This window comes from Bacteroidetes Order II. bacterium (assembly GCA_016788705.1).
Classification (GTDB): Bacteria; Bacteroidota; Rhodothermia; order Rhodothermales; family UBA2364; genus UBA2364.
The window spans coordinates 25,511-47,580 of record JAEUSQ010000051.1 but is presented as its reverse complement, the minus strand read 5'-3'; the positions used below and the strand labels follow the sequence as shown (position 1 = coordinate 47,580).

Below are 22,070 nucleotides of genomic sequence, written 5' to 3'. Positions count from 1 at the left end.
GACAGAAAACAGTCTTTTTCCTCTTTCCATTGCTGGACAGGCTATATTTTTTACGGCTGAAAACCATTTGGCGGAGAAGCCCATTCGACGATGAAGTGGGGTTTATCCCACCTGCTCGTTGTATCAGTGAAGGACTTTCAATAAGATTTTTTTCAACCAACTTATTTGAATGCCATAACAAACGCCTACGCATTATTTTAACCGACCAACATTTTCCAAAACACAAAGAACCTTAACCATGCCCCGATGTGCTTTTCTCTCCATTGAAGACCTCTCGAAGTATGTATGTGACGACGAGTTGGTAATCAAGTACCTACAAGAAAATGGGTGGGACATCGAGACCATTCCTTGGAGAAAAAAGGAGGTGGATTGGCTGGCGTTCGATTTGGTTGTCGTGCGCTCAACATGGGATTATCAGTCTGCCCCCAAGGCATTTTTTGAGGCCCTGCAACAGATCAAAAAAACAGGTGTCCCTTTGCTAAACAGCCTTGCCCTCGTGGCGTGGAATCTTGAAAAAACCTATTTGCGGGATATCGAAAAGGCTGGTTTTGACATCGTTCCCACCCTTTGGAGCAAATCTCCCTTGCAAAAAGCACAACTATTACAAGCCTTTAGCACGTTTAGCACGGCAGAATTAATCCTAAAACCCATTGTCTCGGCCAATGCCGATCATACCTACCGATTGGTTCCGGAAGACGTAAACTCTTTGTGGCCGGTATTGGCAGAAGCCTACCGAAGCCGTCCGTTTATGATCCAGCCATTTATCTCACAAATCATAACGGAAGGGGAATTCTCCCTCTTTTTCTTTGGGGGTGAATACAGCCATTCCATGTTAAAAAGACCACGATCGGGAGACTTTAGGGTGCAGGAAGAACACGGCGGTCATATTTCGGCGTGCGACCCACCTCCGGAATTGCTACAAGAAAGCATCTGCCTTGTGTCTCAATTGCCCGATATTCCGTTTCAAGCACGGGTGGATTGGGTGCGGCAAAGCCCTGAGAAAAATCAATTTATGGTCATGGAATTGGAACTGATAGAGCCTTCCTTATATTTTCGGTTTGCCCCACACGCCGTTGTCAACTTTAAGACAGCACTAGAACGGCATCTTACCCAAACCCGATTGTAACAAACCAACCTTATTATGTCCACCTATTCTTTCCCTTTTAAGCAAAAAGACACCTTTACCTACTGGGACGAAGGAGCAGCCAATGGCCCTGCCCTGTTGTATTTGCATGGCATCTTGGGCGATGTGGAAAACTGGAAAAACAATATTACGCCGTTTACCGAAGTAGGTTATCGGGTAATTGTGCCGCTTTTGCCATGCTACAAAATGCCCTTGCGCGAGACCCACGTACCCGGTTTGGCAAAATATGTGGCACAATTCGTAGCTGCGATCGGCAAACCCGAAAAAATGATTGTCATTGGCAATTCTCTCGGTGGCCAAGTGGGGCTTCATTACATCCGTGATCACCAAGAGGACGTTTTTGCGCAAGTATTGGCAGGTTCTTCCGGTATCCGCGAACTGGCCATGCGGGGCGAGTTTTTCCGCCGGAAAGACTTGGAATTTATCCGCTCCCGCGCCAGACTCACCTTCCACGATGCCGACAAGCACTTCAACAACCACTTTTTAGAAGAAGTGAGCAAGATTGTGAACAACCGCGAATACGCCCTAAAACTCATCGCTATGGCCCGATCCTCGGCGCATGATGTGGTCGGGGATTTTCTGCACGAGTTGGATATGCCCAACCTCATTATTTGGGGCGCAAACGACCAACTTACACCGCCCGATGTGGCCCAAGAATTCAAAAATGGGTTACCAAACGCCGAGTTACACTTCTTGCAAGAATGTGGCCATGCCCCGATGATGGAACACCCAGAAGCATTTAATGCCTTGCTGATGGATTGGCTAAAGCGCGTTTGCCCTATTACCGCCTGAACGTGTGCCTTTTCGTACACCAACGTCTAATAAAACAGACAACCCGTGCCGTCTAAACCCAAAAAAACACGTCAAAATAGCGGTTTGAGTGTTTGGCATGATTTTGACACTTCTTTTATTCGAGCGGATGACTAAACCTCCTGTCAAACGCTCAAAAGAGGGTGCAATGCAGGCGCAAAGACAACCGAGCGCCGAACGGGTGGTTCCAATGGGTGAGTGGACCACCCGTTTTTTTTTTGTAACGGACCACCCGTATCTTGCGGCTTTTACCAAAAAGCGATACATAAAATGAAACCACTCGCCCAACTTCTTGTCTTCCTTTTACCCATTTTGTTGTTCAGCGCTTGTACGCCAAGCCTCACTCCCGCCTACCGCGATTATCGTGCTACGCCCAGAGAATCGGTGTTGGAGAAGACCAAAACAGCCTTTAGGCAAGCCGGCTGGGAGGTGAAAAACGGTGCCACAACGGGTGTCATTGCAACGCAGGAGCGGCAAATCCGAGATTTTAAAGCCTACAAAATTCTGGTACAACTCGAAGCCACAACGTTCCAATCCCGTTTTGTGCGGGTGTATGTACATGCCTATCGTAAGTATTTGATTTCCGGTCACAAAGGAAAAATCCCATATATGGAACGGCACGTCATCCGCGAAGTCCTTCGCCCATTAGAGGCCGCGCTGAAAAATCAAGGGATGGAACTAGAAAAACGCCTCTCTGGGGACGACAAAACCCGATATTAGGCTTAATTAGCCAGAGGGGTGACGAATAAGCTACCAAAGCGTAGGGATCCAGATACTATAAGGCCCCCCATGATTTAACCGGAACTTGGCGGGAAGAGGGGTGGGAAAACCTTATTTTTCCTCGTTACGGTTCCAATTAATCTCCAGTTTTAACAATCGGAGGGATTCTTAGATGAATGCTCCGATGTTTTTTATCGTTATGATCAGCACCAATAATCTTTCATTGCGTTTTGGCAAGCGCATTTTGTTCGAGGATGTCAACCTCAAATTTGTCGAAGGCAATTGCTACGGCATCATCGGCGCAAACGGCTCTGGTAAATCCACTTTCTTAAAGATTTTGTCTGGCGAGATTACCCCCACGACAGGATCGGTGGACATTACGAAAGGGCAGAGGATGGCCGTTTTGAAGCAAAATCACTTCGAATTTAATGAGTTCCAAGTATTGGAAACGGTGATTATGGGGCATAAGCCGCTCTACGACATCATGAAGGAAAAGGACGCGCTTTATGCCAAGCCAGACTTCAACGACGAGGATGGGATGCGGGCGGGGGAATTGGAAGCCCTCTTTGCCGAAATGGATGGTTGGAATGCCGAAAGCGATGCGGCCACTCTCCTCTCGAACTTGGGTGTGCCCGTAGAAAATCATGACCGCCGCATGGAAGAACTGGATGGCAACCAAAAAGTACGGGTTCTTCTGGCACAAGCGATTTTTGGGAATCCGGATATTCTGCTTTTAGACGAGCCAACCAACGAAATTGACCTTGAGGCCACCATGTGGTTAGAAGATTTCCTTGCCGATTACCCAAATGTGGTGCTGGTGGTGAGCCACGACCGACACTTCTTAGACTCGGTTTGTACCCACGTGGTGGACATTGATTATGGCAAAATGACGCCATATACCGGAAACTATACCTTTTGGTATGAGTCTTCGCAATTGGCTTCAAAACTCCGGACGGAACAGAACAAACGTGCAGAAGAAAAAGTCAAGGAATTACAAGAGTTTATCCGACGTTTTTCGGCCAATGCCTCCAAATCCAAACAGGCTACCAGCCGCAAGAAATTGCTGGACAAGATCAAGGTGGAAGACATTCGTCCGTCTTCACGCAAATACCCCGCCATTCTGCTCAACAACATGGTTCGCGAACTGGGAGACCGTGTGCTCAAAACCGAGCACTTGGGCGCGATTCAAAATGGCGAAGTATTGTTTAATGAGGTGACAATCGAGGTACAAAAGGGTGATAAAATTGCCCTCTTGTCACGTAACAGTTTGGCCACAACCGCCTTCTACGAAATTCTAACGGGCCGCAATACCGACTTTACCGGAGAATTTCAGTTTGGTGTCACAGTTACCACGTCTTATGTACCAATAGACAATGCCCCCTACTTTGAAGGCGTAAACCTGAGTTTGGTGGATTGGCTTCGGCAGTACTCCGAGGACAAAGACGAAACATTTGTACGTGGTTTTTTGGGGCGGATGTTGTTTTCTGGTGACGAAGCCCTAAAACAAGCCAAAGTCCTCTCCGGAGGTGAAAAAATGCGGTGTATGTTCTCGCGTATGCAGCTACAGCGTGGCAATGTCTTGCTGTTCGATGAACCAACAAACCACTTGGATTTGGAGTCCATTACCTCCTTAAACAATGCCCTCCAAGAATTTCCCAGTACCATCCTCCTGACCTCGAAAGACCACACGCTGGTACAAACGGTGGCCAATAGAATTATTGAACTTACGCCAAGCGGCGTGATTGATAAATGGATGCCATTCGATGAATATATCGCTGATCCGGCCATAAAAGCCCTCCGCGACGAAATGTATGCAACGGCAACGGTCTAATCCGCCTATACTTTGTGAAAGAAAAGGCCGGTGTAGGTTTCCGGCTTTTTTTATTGATCCTCTTTTTCGAACGAAATACAAGCACACATATCCCACTAGACAGGGTTAATGCCTATCTTGTAGGTTTATCTATGACCTTTAGCAGCCGATTTCTGTGAAGCCCTATACCCTTTTCTCCGATACACCCTCTGTTCAGGAACCAAGCCATGAGGCGGCCCAAGTTATTCTGGACAGCTTAAATGCCAGTCAAAGACAAGCGGTCGAAGCCTCCGATGGCCCCGTGATGATTATTGCCGGAGCGGGATCTGGCAAAACCAGAACCCTGATGCACCGCATTGCCTATCTGTTGGCCCTTCGAAAAGCATGGCCGAGCCAGATTTTGGCGCTTACGTTTACCAACAAAGCAGCCCGTGAAATGTGCGAACGGATTGGCAAATTGGTGGGTGAGGACCAAGCGAAGGAACTGTGGATGGGTACTTTTCACTCGGTTTTCTCCAGAATTTTGCGCCGCGAAGCCGATAAAATTGGACATAGCCAAGACTTCTCGATTTATGACACCGACGACGCCCAAGGTGTGATCAAAGGGTTAATGACGACAATGGCCATTGATGCCAAAACCGTTTCGCCACGGGCAGTTTTGCACAAAATATCGTCCGCAAAAAACCAACTTATCCGTCCAGCAGATTATGGCCGATACGTAAATGGTGTGGTGGATGAAGCCGCTGCCCGTCTGTATCAGCCCTATCAAGATCAGTTGCGCCGTAACAATGCGATGGACTTCGACGATTTACTGATTAAGCCAATTGAGTTGTTTCAGAAGCATCCAGACATTTTGGCACGCTATCAGGAACGGTGGAAATATTTACACATTGATGAATACCAAGACACCAACCATGCGCAATATGTGATTACCCGCATGTTAGCCGCAACCCATAAAAATATCTGTGTGGTAGGAGACGATGCGCAATCCATCTATGCCTTTAGGGGGGCCGACATTACCAATATCCTCGACTTTCAAAAAGATTACCCACAAGCCGTCATTGTCCGTTTGGAACAAAATTACCGTTCCACCAAAAAAATTCTACAATTGGCGGATTCCATCATCAAGAAAAACAAAGACCAAATAGACAAAACCCTTTGGACAGACAACAATTCGGGCGATGACATTACGCTATTAGAAGCCCTTTCGGAGAAAGATGAAGCGACGAAAGTAGAACAAAACATTCGTCATATCCACCTCAACTACGGCCTACCATATCGTTCATTTGCGATTTTATATCGAACCAATGCACAGTCTCGGTCACTGGAAGATGCCTTGCGGCGGGGTGGGCTTCCTTACAAAATTTATGGCGGAATCAATTTCTACCAGCGCAAGGAAATCAAGGATGCGGTTGCCTACCTACGTCTGGTGATCAATCCGACGGATAACGAGAGTTTAAAGCGGGTGATTAATTACCCCACTCGTGGTATTGGCGCCAAGTCCATCGAACGGGTCGCGGAGGTGGCACATAAAGAGGGGTTGGCGTATTGGCAAGTGCTTGAGAAACTAAGTCTGTTAGGGTTCCCGCCAGCAGCCCACCAGGCATTAGATAAATTCCGGTTTATGATTGGTAAATATGCGGCCAAGCTTAACAGCACTCCCGCTGCCGAACTTGCAAGGGAGTTATTGGCTGAAGCCGGATTGATGCAAGAATTACGGCAGGAAAACACCGTAGAAGCCTTGGCACGGTGGGAGAACGTGCAAGAACTCTTGAATGCGATTGCAGAATATGAGCAGGAATTCACCGATGACGGCAATGGAACCATTGTGCTGAGCCGTTTCTTGCAAGAAGTTTCCCTCTTGACCGATGCAGACAATGACGAGGGCAACGACAACAAAGTGACGCTCATGACGCTCCATGCCTCCAAAGGATTGGAGTTCCCAATTGTTTTCTTAACCGGACTGGAAGAAAACCTCTTTCCTTTACCACAGGCCGCCGCCGATCCCAAACAGTTAGAAGAAGAACGGCGGTTATTTTATGTAGGCATTACACGGGCCCAAGAAAAATTATTTCTGGCTTTTGCCCGAACACGGTTTAAATATGGCAAATGGGAAGACAGTCTTCGGAGCCGCTTTTTGGACGAATTGGATGCGTCTGTCCTCAAGACGGAAGGCGGAGGCCGCTGGAGTACACAAAAAGCTACGGGCGTTCGTGCAACCGCAACCGAAGCCGGACGGTGGCGGAGTGGCCCCACACAAGGAAATAGCTACCGTGCTCCGGCCACACATCCACCGCCTTCAAAGACCGCTCCCCCCCCTAAAGCAACGCCCAAACCTCCCGAAGGGCGCCGTGTGGTTTACGATGAAGAATATACCGCCGCCTCACGCCCCATCGTACCTGGGCAAAAGGTTTATCACGAGTCGTTTGGAACGGGAAAAGTAATCGCCATAGAAGGCGTGGGCGACCAAGCAAAAGCAACCGTCTTTTTTCGGGAGGTCGGGCAGAAAAAATTGGTTCTTCGATTTGCTAAATTGCAAGTGGTAGAATAATCCCAAACCCAAATGATGTATGAATCCCGTCTTATTGGTCATATCGCAACTATTTGGCCGTAGGATGGGATTTTTTTATGGGCTTGTTTGGTTATGGATGGCAAGTGGTTGCCAAACAATACACATCGCTCAGCAAACAGAAGCCATTTACTCGGCCATAGAACAAGAAGATTGGCAGACGGCACATCAACTATTGAAACGGGTCGAGCGTGGAGAAAATACTTCGCCGGACATTTGGTTGGCACGGGCAATTTATGAACGCACCAAACCACCCAAGCCGGACTGGTTTCGGGCAAGTCGTGCGGTCTTGCAAGGCTTGGAAAAAGCGCCGCATCACTTGGGTTTACGAAGGGAACGGTTGCAGCAGCTACGATCCGGCGATCCATTTTTTGGAGCTGGTTTTTCCAATAATTTTGCGCTCACCGAGGCCGCCGATGTGGTTTTACGGCTGGCACCAGCGGAACTTTTTGCCCTCGAAAGCCGCGCCATTGGACTTTGGCGACAATTTCGCGATGTCGGACACACGCTGTTCCCGACACAACAGGTAGAAGAACAGGCCCATCTAACCCGTATGGCCCTCGAAAAGGCTTTTCAGGCTGGATCCCGACAGCAAGAACTAACGCTTGCTTTGGCCCATTTTTACGCCCAACGTGCGCAAAAAACCCCGTTCTTACACCAATTGTTTGCTGTATTAATGGACCAAAAACAAGCCCAAACCGCATATGCCGTCCGGCTGATTGTGGCCGTACGACAAGGCCAATTTGAGCAGGCCGATACATTGATGCAGCAGTTTGAAGCCATTGCCCCGCCAGTTGTTTACACCGCACTACATGAATTAGACCCCTTATTGAATGCGGAAGAAAAAGCCGCCTTTCAGGCAGATCGCACAGGCTTTACCCAACGGTTTTGGCAGGAAAGAGACCCACGAAACCTGACGGAATTCTCTGAGAGGAAGATCGAACACACGATGCGGGTGGCTTATGCCGACCTCTTTGGATGGCTCGGTACGGAAAAAGGCGATGTGCTAATTCGGTACGGCTTTCCGCTCACCACACGTCGGATGGAAGAGCCGGATAAAGAAGGTTGGGACATTGGCCGAACAGCTGGCTTTGAAAGGTGGCAATATGAGGCGTTTTCGTTTGGCTTTTTGGCACTCGTCCGGCAGATGCAAAACCTCACAACCCTTTCCGAAGACCATCGCCCATCAAAAGGAGAACAGGAAGTGCTACGCGAGCAAACGCAGGCTGGTGGTCAGTTTATGATGCCAAGCGACCTCCGGTATTTCCGAACTCCATCCGGAGAAACAGAAGCCATCTTCAGTTTGGGCCTGCCCATCATACAGGCAGGGAAACCTTCTCCCTCCTTAAAGTCGGGCCTTTTCTGGCGACAAAACAACCAAGTGGTCTTTTCCACTAGCTTGCCCATTCCAGCAGACACCACCTTCAACCCATTGATTCGTCTTAATCAGCAAACCATTTTTGTGGTTGCAGACACCTTTCAGCCACCTAAAGGCCGTTTTACGGTGCAAGCCGAGGTCCTACAACAGGGTGTATTTGGGCAGTCTTCCGACAAAACCGAAGTACCTCATTTTAAACCGAATAAATTTGGCCTGAGCGATATCCTTTTGGCTTATCAACTTCAGGAAGTTGAGGTGGGTCGTTTATTGGTACATCGGGGTGGGTATGCATTTCAACCCGCGCCCCTTCCTATTTTCCGAAAAGCCTTGCCCGTTTATTTCTATCTTGAAGCATATGATTTACCCCAAAACGAAACGGGTGAACGTCCTTACACCGTTGAAGCCCTATTGATTCCTAAAAAACGGATGGATACCAAGGAAGACCTTTTGGGCCTTCTCCAAACAGCTTTCTCCAAACAGCAATCGGGCAGTTCTGTACAGTTTTCTGGGGTGGCTTCTCATTCCAGCGAGGCCATTGGCTTGGGTATAGAGACCCAAAAACTACCAAACGGACCGTATCTTCTGACCGTTCGGGTGCGTGCCAACGGACAAGAACGCATCCAATCCTGCAACTTGACTTTAGAATGATGCGAAACAATGAGCAAGAGCGCTTGGCGGCCTTTATAATGGCTTGTGCCACATTGCCAAAGGGCATTTTGTTTGCGGATGCACTCACCTGCACACTCTATGCCTCGGATGCAAGCATGTACCAAATTCAGCCATTGGCGGTTTTGGTTCCACAAACATCAGAACAAGTTCAGTTAGCCGTTCGAGCCGCAATTCAGACAGGCATACCAATCATTGGTCGGGGGAGTGGAACTTCGCTGGCTGGCCAAGCCATAGGACGAGGGCTGGTCATAGATTTCACCAAACACCTAAACCGTATCCTGCATTTTAATGCCGAAAAACGCCAGATTACCGTGGAACCGGGCTTGATCTTGGACGACTTAAATCGTTTTTTGGCACCACATGGCCTGTTATTCGGGCCAGATCCGGCTTCTGCCAGTCGGGCTACATTGGGTGGGATGACGGCAACGAATGCCACAGGTACGCACTCTATTGCATATGGTTCGATGGTGGATCATATCGTAGCGGCAACGTTGATTTTACACGATGGTAGCCTTGCTTCCCTTCAAACCTGTTCATCTGAACAGCTTCAAGTAAAACAAAAACAAGAAGATGCAACGGGTAAACTATACCAGAAAATACACCAGATTTTGCAGGAGAAGGAGGCCATTATCCGACGCGATACCCCAAGACATTGGCGGCGACAAGGTGGTTATCGGATAGAACGCCTCTTGGAAGAGCCTTTCAATCTGGCGAAATTACTATGTGGTTCAGAAGGAACCTTGGGTATTCTCACCAACATCACCCTTTCCTTGGTAGAAAAGCCACACTTCACGGCTATGGCCATTGCCCACTTTGACGACCGGATGGCAGCCCTCCGAGCTACGCCCGCCTTGCTCACAACCGATCCTTATGCCATTGAACTGCTGGATCATCACGCCTTAGACCGCTGCCGCGAAGTGCCCGATTATGCCCCGCGCCTTACGTTTGTGGAAGGAAATCCCGTTGCTTTGCTCATGACGGAAGTGATCGGTGAAACACTTGAAATCTGTATTAAAAGATTAACCGAAGCAGTTAATATCTGTCAAAGACAAACAGGATGTATAGCGGTCACAGTTGCCCAAAGTGCGGCTGAATTATCGAATGTCCGCGAAGTACGCAAAGCAGGATTGGGCTTGGTAATGGGCACAAGAGGCGATTTAAAGCCGTTGCCTTTTATCGAAGATGCAGCGGTTCCTGTGGAATATTTGGCCGATTACGTAACGGAACTCGAAGCGGCTTTAGCAGAGACCCAAACCCAAGCCACCATTTACGGACATGCTTCAGCAGGATGTTTGCACATCCGGCCGTACGTGAATCCGCAGACCGAATTGGGCTTGGCGCGTATGAAACACCTTGCGATGGCCTCTGCGGAACTCGCCAAGAAATATGGCGGTGTAATTTCCTCCGAGCATGGTGACGGATTGGTGCGTGGCTGGCTTGCAGAGTCGTTTTTTGGCCCCGATTTATATGGGGTTTATCGGGAAATTAAACAGGCATTTGACCCCCAGAACTTGTTCAATCCGGGTAAAAAAACCGACTCCCCTCCTTTTACGGAAAATTTAAGAGCGATTCCCGTCAAAAAAAACACCTATGAATCCTTAGATTTTTCGGAAGTCCGGGGCTTGGAGGCCGCTACCGAACTGTGTAATGGTGCTGGCGTCTGTCGAAAATTACAAGCAGGAACCATGTGTCCGCCCTTTCGCGCCACCCACGACGAGATGCATAGCACACGAGGACGGGCCAATGTGTTACGGGCTGCCCTTGCGGGTTCGCTGGCCTTGGATGGACCCGAAATGAAGGCAGCTATGGCGTTGTGCATCTCTTGTAAGGCATGCAAAGCCGAGTGCCCTTCTTCGGTGGACATGGCCAAGCTCAAATTGGCGTGGCAAACGGTTTATTTTCGTGCCCATAAAGCCCCGCTTCGGGATCGGATGATGGCTGCATTGCCGCGTATTTTACCGCTTCTAAGTGGCAAAATGGCACCAATTGCCAATGGCGTAAGCCAGATAGCGTTTTTTCGGAAAGGATTACGGGCCTTAGCCAAGATTGATAACAGCCTGCCACTCCCCACGTTTTCTAAACAGCCTTTTGGTGCAAGAAACCTCCCACCATTACCCGACTCGCCGGATTTGGTGCTTTTTGTGGATACGTTTAACACATACTTGACTCCAGATGTGACGCGGGATGCACTTTGGCTACTTGAACAGATGGACGTTCGCCCTTTGGTTGTTACCCGTCAATGCTGTGGGCGGACGTATATATCAAAGGGATTAATACAGCCTGTGCTAAAATCTGGCAAACGACTATTAGACCAATTGGCCCCGTATGCGGAAAAAAACATTCCGCTCGTAGGCTTAGAACCCAGTTGCATACTCACCCTAAAGGACGAATATCCTGCATTTTTCCCGACGCACCCCGCAATAAAATCTATTGCCCGATACACCATGACCTTTGATTTTTTCTTGGCACAACCCCATATTTTGAATAAACTTAAAAGCCTTAAATGGCCAACTAAAATGCCTGCTATTTCCATTCATAGCCATTGCCACCAAAAAGCCATAGAAGGTACTTCGGCCATCAAACAGGTGCTGAATGCCATCCCCAATCTTACGGGCAACCTTCCCGAAACGGGCTGTTGTGGCATGGCCGGATCCTTCGGCTACGAGGCCGAACACACGGAATACTCCCTAAAAATGGCCGAGGACTCGCTCCTTCCTGCCATACGCAATAACCTCGAAGCACAGTGGGTGGCTTGTGGCAGCTCCTGCCAACACCAAATCCATCGAACGATGGGCAAAACAGCACGTCATACGGCACAAGTTCTAACCCATTTATTACGGAAGAGTTAGCCTAAAAACCAAATCATATTCTTACTCATCACACAACCTTCATTACAATGAAATACACTTTTTACTGCTTCTTGTTCGGCATGATGCTCTCGACAATGGCGTTGAATGCCCAACCGCAATCCGTCACGCTGACCGGTAAACTCCAGAAAAGAGCTTGGGCCAAGACCCTAGAAAGTTATTGTGCACAAGGTAGCGACTATTATGTTTTGACACGCCCAAGGAAAAAAAGTGTTGTTCTGTCTTTAGATACAGAAGCAGACGCTGACAAATTTGATGGCTGGATCAACCGAAAAGTGCAGGTTCAAGGCGAATGGATGAGTCGCACCATCTCCCCGAATCCGCAAAGCCAGTATCCCGTAACCCCAACTTTTCCAGATGACCGCAACAACAACGAAACGACCTGTAAGATTTTTCAGGTGACCACCATCCGCTTAATGGCCTCCAAATGAAAAACCTACTCCAATTCTTCTTCGCCGCATGGTCGTTGGTATCTATATCCTTTGCGCAAGTACGGACATTGGAAGGACAATTGGTGGAATTTATCACTGCTTATGCCGATGCCCAACCCCGGAAAGGAAGTGAGGGCTTTCTCCTCCCCACACCATCCGAAAAATCTGCATGGCAACGGATGATGAAGGCCTTTCTTGGTATGAATTGGGAAGAAGCGGACAACCAACGGATCACGCATTTTCCATTTTTAGAACGGATTTTATTCTTGGAAACAGGGAGGCCAGACCGGGTGTTTATGATTTTGTTGGAACAAAGCCCAATACGGCGTGGCTGGGGCGTGTATGTTCGGAATCTCTCTTACAGCGCTATGCCTTGGACGATTGAGATACCCCATCCCAAATTTGATACATTGACCGAAACACAAGGGGCCTCTTTGTTTATGCAGATAAACGGCTATTTTTTGATGATGGCTGGGGCTAATCGGTGCGCAAACGCAGCTTATTCGGGTTGTAGCGGAACCACAACGGCTTGCTTAGGTACGTCTGCTCCTTATCCCGTAAGTGATGTCGCGCATACAGTAGAGTCCCCCTTTCACTGGACACACGAGGCCTTGCATGATCCCCTTTTAGTGCCCCATAATATGGGATTTATCAACCTTCATGGTCACTCAAGTGAGGCATGTGAAGATGTTTTTTTGAGTAGTACGGTTTCAAATGTTGCCGACGGCTTGATCAGGGCCTTGCACACAGCGCTAATACACCCCGACTGGACAGTTGGGTTTGCTGGCGATGGAATAACAACCTGCTCCCTTACGGGCACCACCAATGTTCAAGGACGATTTACCAATGAAAGCCCGAACCCCTGCACAAAAGCCGCCACCAAAAGTAATGGCCGCTTCATCCATATCGAGCAAAGTTTACGTGTCCGGCAATCGGCACCATTGACCAACCGCATAGGAGAAGCCCTACAAAAACTGGTTGTACCCCTCGAAAAAGAAACGCTCCCCAAACCCAACACTGGCTTCAACCTTGCTCCAAACCCCGTACAAAACAAGGTCTTTCTCCATCTACAAACGAATCAGGTATCAGAAGGGCAAATACGGGTTTATGACCTCATGGGACACAATATCTACCAAGCGAATGTTTTAATGGGCGAAGGATCGCTGCTACCTGTACTGGATGTGCGACAATGGCCGAATGGTAGGTATATAGTGGAAGTTTCCGGGCAAAAATTCGTATTTCGAACGATGATGATGGTTGTACACTAAAGTAATGCCCGATGATCTCTAAAAGCAATGGCCAACCTACAATGCCTTAGTCAATAACTTCATAAATGGTAATCGGAATTGTTTTATTTTTAACGCTAATATCACCAATAATTTTGCAATTAAAAGAGTCTTTAACGGTTTCATAAATAGACTTACTGATCACAATTTGGCCCGCTTGTGCAGCCGTTTGTAAACGTTGAGCAGTATTGACCACGTCCCCAATTACGGTAAAATCCAATCTTTTAAGGGTAACTGAACCGATATTTCCTGAAATCATCTCCCCTGAATTGATGCCAATGGAGACTTTTGGGAAGTAAGTCGCTTGGTCGGGAAGAAACGCTTCTTGGTCTTCAATCGCATTCAGAACGGCTAAGGATGCCTCGATGGCTTTATCCAGATGATGGTCGCCTCTAAAAATGGCCATCACAGCATCGCCCAAAAACTTGTCTATCAGCCCGCCATGCGAGATGATTTCTTTGGTCATCAGATCAAAATAATGATTAATTAGATTAACAACAAAATTGGGAGATTCTTTTTCGGATATAGCTGTAAAGCCACAGATATCCATAAAAACAACAGTTGCTTCTATGGTCTCATTAGCCAAAAGGGTTGCTTCATATTCTGGCCGGGTCATAAATTGAAGCACGCTGTCGTCCACATACATTTTTAGGATGTTGTTCTCTTTAATGGCCTGAAGCGTTTCTTTGATTTGCTCAACGTGCTTCAGGGTTTTCGTCAGCGTCAACTCCAAATCTTCAAACTGGATTGGCTTGCAGATAAAGTCGAATGCACCTCTATTCATGGCACAGCGGATATTGTCCATATCGCCATAAGCAGAAACAATAACGGTTTTGAGTAAAGGGTTTTTATCGCTAAGTTTTAGAAGCAAGGTTAGCCCATCCATAATGGGCATATTGATGTCACTAAAAACGGCATCAATATCGGGGTTTGCTTCTAATTTTTCTAACGCATCTTTACCGTTTTGGGCAAAGACAAACTGATACAATTTCTCCCGAATCTGACGACGAAATTTTTGACGAATAAGCTGTTCAAAATCATTTTCGTCATCCACAACCATGATTTTGTAACTCATACCAGGGCTACCAGTTTTTGTTTAAGAGAATTAAAATCCAAAGGTTTGTTCAGGAAATCATTTGCTCCCAGACGCATCGCTTGCTCGTAGCTTTCCTTGTCGCCATAAGCGGTGATCATCATGACGATGGGGGGCGGCTCGCTATTTTTGGAGCGAATTTGGCGCAGGAGTTCTAACCCACTCATACCCGGCATATTAATGTCGGAAAGGATCAAGACAGCCTCTTGCGCATGTTGGGATAAGAATGTAAGGGCTTCTTCGCCAGAATATGCGAAAGACAAGGTAAATAATCCATTACGGATTTCACGTCGAAAACGCTGCAAGAAGAGTGTTTTGACATCAGCTTCATCATCTACAATTAGCAAGTTCATATTGTGAAGTTCTTAAACAAGTTGTATGAATACGTAGATACGGTTTGGGTGAATACAGTCGTTGCTGTACTGATCTCGGAAATGCCAGTTTGACAAATGCTTAATAAGAGAATTTAGATGCTTTTTTTCCCGGAAAGATTAAATTTTTTATTGTCAGTTTGTTTTTTATAAAGTTGGTATCTGAATAATAAATTCAGTGAATTCACCCTCTTTTGTATCTATTTCAAAAGTACCGCTATGTCCTTTGGTAATAATATCATAGCTAATAGACAAGCCTAGGCCCGTACCCATCCCTGTTGGTTTGGTGGTGAAGAATGGTTGAAAGACTTTGGCCCTTACACTTTCGGGCATTCCTATGCCATTGTCTCTTACCGTGATGACTGCCTGTTGATTAAGCAGGCGGGCCGACACCTCAACCATCGGTTGGTAATCCTTGTTAGGATTTTTTTGCCTTTTTTCGTTAACAGCATAAAAGGCGTTATTAAACAAGTTCAGAAATACACGCCCCATGTCTTGCGGCACAACCATAATTTGGGGGAGCTGCGTATCAAAGTCAGTTTTGAAGTTGGCATTAAACCCCTTGTCTTTTGCACGCAAACCATGATAGGAGAGCCGCAAGTACTCATCAGCCAATGCACTGAGATCGGTGGGAGTCTTTACATCTGAACGCTCACGCGAATGTTCAAGCATCCCTTTAACAATATTGCTGGCTCTTTTTCCGTGGTGGTGTATTTTTTCCTGATTTTCACTAAGGTCTGTTAAGAGTTCTTCTACATAAACCCTATCCATATCTGGTTTATGGATTTCTTCACTAATTTCTTTAGCCAAGTCCACACTAAGTTCCGAGAAGTTATTCACAAAGTTCAAAGGGTTTTGAATTTCGTGGGCGATACCTGCCGTAAGTTCGCCTAAACTTGCTAGCTTCTCGGAAAGCACAAGCTGGTCTTGGGTAGCCTTGAGTGTTTCGAGGGAATCGTTCAAGGCAGCAGTCCGTTCCGCCACTTGCTTTTCAAGTGTTTCGTTTTGGGTAGCCAAGATGTGTTGTTTTTCCTGCTCCTGTTCAATGGCTTTATTCTTAAGTTGCTCATTCTCCGCCAATTGTTGGCTGAGTGCTTTATTGACTTCATTGCCTTCAATGCCCATAAATAGGGATAAGCCTATGGGTATTGCAATGCCGCCAAAGGCAAACACAGCCTCGATAAAGTAGGGCGACATCCCGTTATTCATTTCTTTATAGCCAAGCGTTGAAAAGCCAAAGTCCCAAAACGCTAAGGCGGTTGAAGTACACCATAAACAGAGTAGCGCTACAAGAACCGCAATGCCCAACGTCGAAAAACCTTTAATTTTCTTTTTCAAACCAATGCGCGTAAGCCGGATAAAGAGTATAGAACTAAGAATGGAACTGATCAATACCAATAAAATATGCCACGGGATGTCACTATACGAAAGGCTCGTCACCAGCATATGTATAATGGAATAACCCAATAGGACATAAAAGTATATATCTATTCGTATTTTGGCAATACGGTAAAAAACCAAGAAGGTCGTAACCAGACCCACGATGTACATCCAAATTGAAAGATTAAGGGCATAATATCGCCATGCTATATCAGCTAGGTTTTGCCCCGTTAGTTTAAAAGCATAAGCAAGCACATTGGCCAATAAATAAATAGCCAAAATTAAATGCGTTTTATTTTGCCTTTGGAATAAATAGTAGGCAAGGTGAAGTATAAATAATATCAAAAAAAAGCCAACTTTAAAAACATCTGTACTGGTATAAAAGACTTTAAAGTATCTATGTTGCTCGATAGCAGCATTAAGATCAAAAAGCGTTGCACTAAACAGGCGGTTTTTGGTCAATGTATAGATTTCAGAATAACGGATTCCGGGTTGCAAGGCGTAGCGTACTGCTAAAGTATAGCGGCCGAGAGAATCGGCAGGAAAATGAATCGGGTACTCCAATGGGTCATACGCCCTCACCTTGGTGGAGTCTGTATCAAAATGACCAAATTGGTACAACAAACGCCCATTCAAATAAACTTCGGAAGCCCCAGCATGTGTAATGGTGATTCCAGTAGCTTTAGAACGCTTTGTTTTTATCTCAAAATCTAAGCGAAGCCACTTCGCACGACTATTAAAAACATGGGGCAACTCCCTCAATTCCTTGGTCGGGTCAATAGGAATCCACCCGGTTTCATCTAAGCCCGGCTTCGCCCAGTTGCGGTCATCCCCCTCTCGGTACTTCCATCCCTTATCCAAAGCAAGCCCCTCGGTAGGAAGGTCGCCTATGTAGATCATGTCACGCTCTTGAGCAATGGCAATATTTACGAAAGAAAATAAAAATAAAAGTAAATATTTCATGGTGCATATTTTCAAATTTATTTGCATTTATTCGAAATGTAAAATAAAAAATGATTGTTTGTTCATTTCTATTCTATATAACAACGAAGATTAAGATTTTTTATAAATTTTAAGGTCATTTTTCTTGTCATAGCCTAATAATAAATTCTGTAAACTCGCCCTCTTTAGTCTCTATCTCAAAACTACCTCCATGCCCTTTGGTGATGATGTCGTAGCTGATGGACAAGCCCAGCCCCGTGCCATGACCTGCGGGTTTGGTCGTGAAGAAAGGTTGAAAGACCTTGGCTCTTACAGCTTCGGGCATACCAATACCGTTGTCTCTAACCTTAATAATGACTTGCTGGTTAACTTTTTGGGTGGAAACGATAACCGTGGGCTGATAGGAGGTGTTTTCGGTATCTTTGGTTTTCTTATCGTTTACCGCATAAAAAGCATTATTATATAAATTAAGCAGGACGCGCCCGATTTCTTGTGGAGCCACCTCCACCAACGGCAGATTTTTGTCGAAGTCCGTTTGGAAATTGGCATTAAAGCTCTTGTCTTTGGCACGAAGACCATGATAGGATAACCGCAAATATTCATCAGCCAATTTGTTAATATCCGTCCATTCTCGTCCGCCTGTATTCGCCCGTGAGTGCGCCAACATTCCTTTAACGATATTACTGGCCCGTTTTCCGTGGTGCTGTATTTTTGATTGGTTGAGGGTCAGATCATTTAATAACTCTTCCACATATCCCCGATCCATGTCCGATTTTTGTATCTCCTCATTCAGGTCTTTGGCTAAGTCCACACTAAGTTCAGCAAAATTATTGACAAAGTTTAACGGGTTTTGTATTTCATGGGCGATGCCTGCGGTTAGTTCGCCTAAACTGGCTAATTTCTCAGATTGTACAAGCTGATTTTGGGTGTTTTGGAGCTTTTCTAACGAGTGATTCAGTTCAGCCGTTCGTTCCGTCACCAACTTCTCAAGGATTTCGTTTTGGGAAGCAAGCAGGTATTGTTTTTCATGCTCGTATTCAAGGGCTTTGTTTTTTAGTTCGTCGTTCTCATCCAATTGTTTTTTCAAGGCTTTATTCGTTTCACGACCTTGGATCCCCATAAAAAGGGAAAGACCGACTGGGATAGCAATAAAACCAGCATTAAACACCAAGGTGATGACATAAGGTGAAAAACCATATTTTAGATCTGTAAATCCAAAATAAGTGAGTTTATACCCTAAAAATTGAGTTGCAGATGAAATTAAAATCAATCCTAATAAGGATAATGATATCGCTATACCCAATACCAAGAAGCCTTTAATACGATTATAATATCCCACTTTTACAACCCTAATTAGAACAAAGAAACTATAAAATGATGCTATCAATAATAAAATCCTTTGCACAGGAGAGCCATAGACAGTGATTGAGATCATGATATAGACGATATGATAAATAATTATAATATAATAATATCTATCAAGACGCATATTTGCCATACGATAGATGATATAAGTCATACATAGTATAGAAATGCTTAATAATAAGTTTGATCCATTTAAAACCCAAAAACGATCCTCAACAAAATTTTGGTTTTGACCGATAACTTTTAAGACACGCGTAAGCCATGCAAGCAATAGATAAATGCATAAACCAAGTTGTAATTGATTATCTCTATGATAAAAATATAAAGCTGTATGAAGTACGAAAAGCAAAAAGACAACACCGACCGTAAAAATATCTACTCCTGAATAAAAAAGACTGTCCGATTTTTGTTTATAGAGCGTAGGTATTAAATCTACAATAGTGGCTTTAAAGAAGCTATTGTATGAGGCAGTAAATACATTTGTATATCGAATATTTGGTTGTAACACATAGCGAATAGCCAGCACATATCGTCCGGGTGTAGGTGCTGGAAAATGGATGGCCGCCTCATTTGGGTCATAAGCAACGACATTTTTTATATTGGTATCAAAATGCCCAATCCGATGAATGAGCCGTCCATTTAAATAGATTTCTGAAGCCCCTGCTTGGTTAATTGCAATCCCAAGTGGCAAGGGTAAATGATTTGTTATCTCAAAACTAAGCCGCAACCATTTTATCTCTTCGTTGAAGATTTGTGGTAAATGAGCAATTTCTTGCGTCGGGTCAATGTTTTTCCATCCCTTATCATCATACTCAGGCTTAGCCCATGCTAGGTCATCGCCAATGTTATATTTCCACCCTTTTTTAAGTAAAACACCTCTTTCTGTTACGCGATCAATACGGAGTATTTCATCTTTTTGAGCAATAACAAGAATGGGTAAAAGAAAAGAAATAAAGATTGGTACTAGTGTTTTTGAAAAGAAATAGCTCATTTCCAGAATTGTTGGCCTTCAGGGATATCCTTTAAATATTGATTCATTTTTATATAACCCTGTTCTAGTAATTCTTCCCATTTTGACCAGTCGAGGAGCCCAATTTTTTTGAAATCCATTTCAAGGTAGATTGAGACCATGGATTTGGTTCTCGCCTGTTTTTGTACGCTATTGAGCGTTAGCGAATTAATCAAGATGGAAGCCATCTGAGGTAATTTAAATCGCCGTCTCTTCGTTAGTTTATTCACTAAAAGTGTCCAAGCTGAAGGTACTGTTTCTATGTCAACAAGATGAGGTGATTGCAGAGAAAGAGAAATGGCAATTATATGTTTAACGGGTTTTTTATACATAGGCTCAATGGGTAAATTATCCATAACGCCACCGTCAACATGCAAATGCTGGTCAATAATTACAGGTGGGAATACACCAGGGATTGCTATACTTGCTTCTATTCGTTGCCTTATTAAACCCGTTTCATGGACTGTTAGGGTGGCTGTAGAATAGTTGGCCGAGACACAAAAACTGGGTATCCAAATATCTTCGAGGTGCATGTCCCCGAAGGTTTGATGCAATAATTTTCGCATTTTACGACCCGTCATGAGGGATAAAAATGGAAAATGATAATCGTTTGAGGTGGGTTTGCTTGCCGCTCCTGCTTTGGAAATAGCGATTGTTTTGGGTATGTCAAATTCATTAAAACTTAAGCCAATGCCAAATAATGCCCCAGCACTTGTCCCGCCTATAAAATCAATTTCAATTCCCGATTCAATTAAAGCCTTTGTCGCACCAATATGTGAAAACCCTTTTGCCCCACCGCCTCCAAGAACTAAGCCTATGGATTGATGTGTGAGCACACGACAAAGCCGACGGGTATCCCTGATATTTTTTGTACGAATATGTAAATGTAGATCAAATTTCCTCCCCGGAAACCAACGTCGTGTATTTGTAGGCGAAGTCGTATTTTCGGGATGTAAGAGTATTAAATAAACTTTTTTATTTAAGATGTTTGAAGTGTATAGTTTTAAATCTTCTTCAATTGGATAACTTTCAGAAGGTGCATTAAATTCCGTAACGACCAATACCAAATCACAATATGTTATGCACTGATTAGCCCATGATATGTTCTTTGAATCACAGACCAATAAATTAAGACCTTTATGGTTTTCTATGGTATTAAAAAGATCGTGTATATGGTCATTTGATCGAAGGTCATCATGGTAATAAATGTGAGTATCTACCGCCATCGTACCAAGGGTTTGCTTGATGCTGTCTGCCCAGTCACTTATGTTGTTGGTATCAGGTTGTAAGTTTACAATGGCAATATTCTTCGGTGGCGCACTTGTACCATGTTGTAACGCATTTTTTCGCAAGCGATTAATCACAAATTGGGTGATAGTGTGTGCCAATGAGGGATATTTTTCAACCAATTTCAGGTAGTCTTCCTCATTTAGTTGCATAACCACGGACTTTCTTAGTGCTACAACAGATGCACTACGCGGCTCTTTTGTAAACAGTCCGAGTTCACCTACTGGCTCACCTGCCGATACATCGCCCAGAATTTGGGTTGCTTGTTCACTTTCAAATAAAACACGAAAGCGCCCCGACAGAACGATGTAAAGCGCATGTTGGATTTGTCCTTGATTAAACAGAAACTCACCTGTTTCAAAATTTAAGATTTGTGTATTGGCAAAAATCTGAGCAATTTCTTCTTCGCCTAAATATCCAAAAACATTGGATAAATACTCGCCGTATTGGGTATTGAATGCAGGTTTCAATGGAAAATATTTTGAATTAGAAGAAATTTTTAATTTCACTACAGATTAGGCTTAGGATGACCAATAATATTAATTTTTAATTTTGGCCTCTCCGAAACATGCTGACACCTTCTAACTTGCCGAACTTCAGGTCAGTTTTTCTCCGATCAACTTCTGTTACCATCGCCGCACGAACGCCTGCATATGACTTTTGCTCAGGTGCAAGAATTGATTTTACCTAACTTATTCAGAACTTTTCAGTAGCGGTGGCCTATTCAATATAGGCAAAAGGTTTTATAAATTTCAAGGTTGGACCTTATTTTTTTACATTTAAGACCTTGATCTATATTTTGGCCAAAAATTAAGGAGAACTCAAAATAGTCAACTTTCCGGGCGGTCATTGAGCGCAGCCGAGCAAAGCGACACATGAAGTAAAGGCCGAGCGAACCGACACACAAAATAAATGCCCATTTTTACAATGTATTTGAGG

At 45.0% G+C, this 22,070-nt stretch carries 13 protein-coding genes and 1 pseudogene; 9 read left to right on the top strand and 5 right to left on the bottom strand.

Features of this window, described 5'->3' with window-relative positions; translation table 11 throughout:
- The first annotated feature begins 238 nt into the window (after positions 1–238).
- The 9 genes and pseudogenes from JNN12_13415 (at position 239) to JNN12_13375 (ending at position 13,666) form a co-directional block, all read left to right on the top strand.
- Positions 239–1,126 carry a hypothetical protein gene (locus tag JNN12_13415; protein ID MBL7979332.1) on the top strand — a complete coding sequence of 296 codons (888 nt, stop codon included), beginning with the start codon at positions 239–241 and terminating at the stop codon, positions 1,124–1,126.
- 15 nt (positions 1,127–1,141) lie between these two features.
- On the top strand, positions 1,142–1,936 hold the full coding sequence (locus tag JNN12_13410) for an alpha/beta fold hydrolase (protein MBL7979331.1): 795 nt from the start codon (positions 1,142–1,144) through the stop codon (positions 1,934–1,936).
- A 288-nt stretch (positions 1,937–2,224) separates the two neighbouring features.
- Positions 2,225–2,674, top strand: a complete 450-nt coding sequence (locus tag JNN12_13405) for a hypothetical protein (GenBank protein MBL7979330.1) — start codon at positions 2,225–2,227, stop codon at positions 2,672–2,674.
- A gap of 199 nt (positions 2,675–2,873) precedes the next feature.
- Positions 2,874–4,505: an ATP-binding cassette domain-containing protein gene (locus JNN12_13400; GenBank protein ID MBL7979329.1), complete on the top strand. Its 1,632-nt coding sequence runs from the start codon at positions 2,874–2,876 to the stop codon at positions 4,503–4,505.
- Positions 4,506–4,701: 196 nt separating this feature from the next.
- Positions 4,702–7,035, top strand: a pseudogene (locus JNN12_13395) (UvrD-helicase domain-containing protein).
- A gap of 19 nt (positions 7,036–7,054) precedes the next feature.
- Positions 7,055–9,079 (top strand): GWxTD domain-containing protein, encoded by a 2,025-nt coding sequence (locus JNN12_13390; GenBank protein MBL7979328.1) that lies wholly within the window; start codon positions 7,055–7,057, stop codon positions 9,077–9,079.
- Positions 9,076–11,949, top strand: a complete 2,874-nt coding sequence (locus tag JNN12_13385; protein MBL7979327.1) for an FAD-binding oxidoreductase — start codon at positions 9,076–9,078, stop codon at positions 11,947–11,949. Before JNN12_13390 ends, JNN12_13385 begins: the two co-directional genes overlap by 4 nt.
- A gap of 47 nt (positions 11,950–11,996) precedes the next feature.
- Positions 11,997–12,398, top strand: coding sequence for a hypothetical protein (locus tag JNN12_13380; GenBank protein MBL7979326.1), 402 nt, complete (start codon positions 11,997–11,999; stop codon positions 12,396–12,398).
- Positions 12,395–13,666 (top strand): T9SS type A sorting domain-containing protein, encoded by a 1,272-nt coding sequence (locus JNN12_13375; protein ID MBL7979325.1) that lies wholly within the window; start codon positions 12,395–12,397, stop codon positions 13,664–13,666. Before JNN12_13380 ends, JNN12_13375 begins: the two co-directional genes overlap by 4 nt.
- A gap of 46 nt (positions 13,667–13,712) precedes the next feature.
- On the opposite strand, the gene JNN12_13370 is transcribed toward JNN12_13375, so the two are convergent.
- From JNN12_13370 to JNN12_13350, 5 genes are all read right to left on the bottom strand, one after another.
- Positions 13,713–14,759, bottom strand: coding sequence for a response regulator (locus JNN12_13370; protein ID MBL7979324.1), 1,047 nt, complete (start codon positions 14,757–14,759; stop codon positions 13,713–13,715).
- Complete coding sequence (locus JNN12_13365; protein MBL7979323.1) at positions 14,756–15,130, bottom strand: response regulator; 375 nt, start codon at positions 15,128–15,130, stop codon at positions 14,756–14,758. The genes JNN12_13370 and JNN12_13365 overlap by 4 nt, the downstream gene beginning before the upstream one ends.
- 165 nt (positions 15,131–15,295) lie before the next feature.
- Complete coding sequence (locus JNN12_13360; GenBank protein MBL7979322.1) at positions 15,296–17,491, bottom strand: GHKL domain-containing protein; 2,196 nt, start codon at positions 17,489–17,491, stop codon at positions 15,296–15,298.
- A gap of 127 nt (positions 17,492–17,618) precedes the next feature.
- A complete protein-coding gene (locus JNN12_13355) occupies positions 17,619–19,826 on the bottom strand; it encodes a hypothetical protein (GenBank protein ID MBL7979321.1) in 2,208 nt (735 codons plus the stop codon).
- Positions 19,823–21,640: a patatin-like phospholipase family protein gene (locus tag JNN12_13350; protein MBL7979320.1), complete on the bottom strand. Its 1,818-nt coding sequence runs from the start codon at positions 21,638–21,640 to the stop codon at positions 19,823–19,825. Before JNN12_13350 ends, JNN12_13355 begins: the two co-directional genes overlap by 4 nt.
- Positions 21,641–22,070 lie beyond the last annotated feature (430 nt).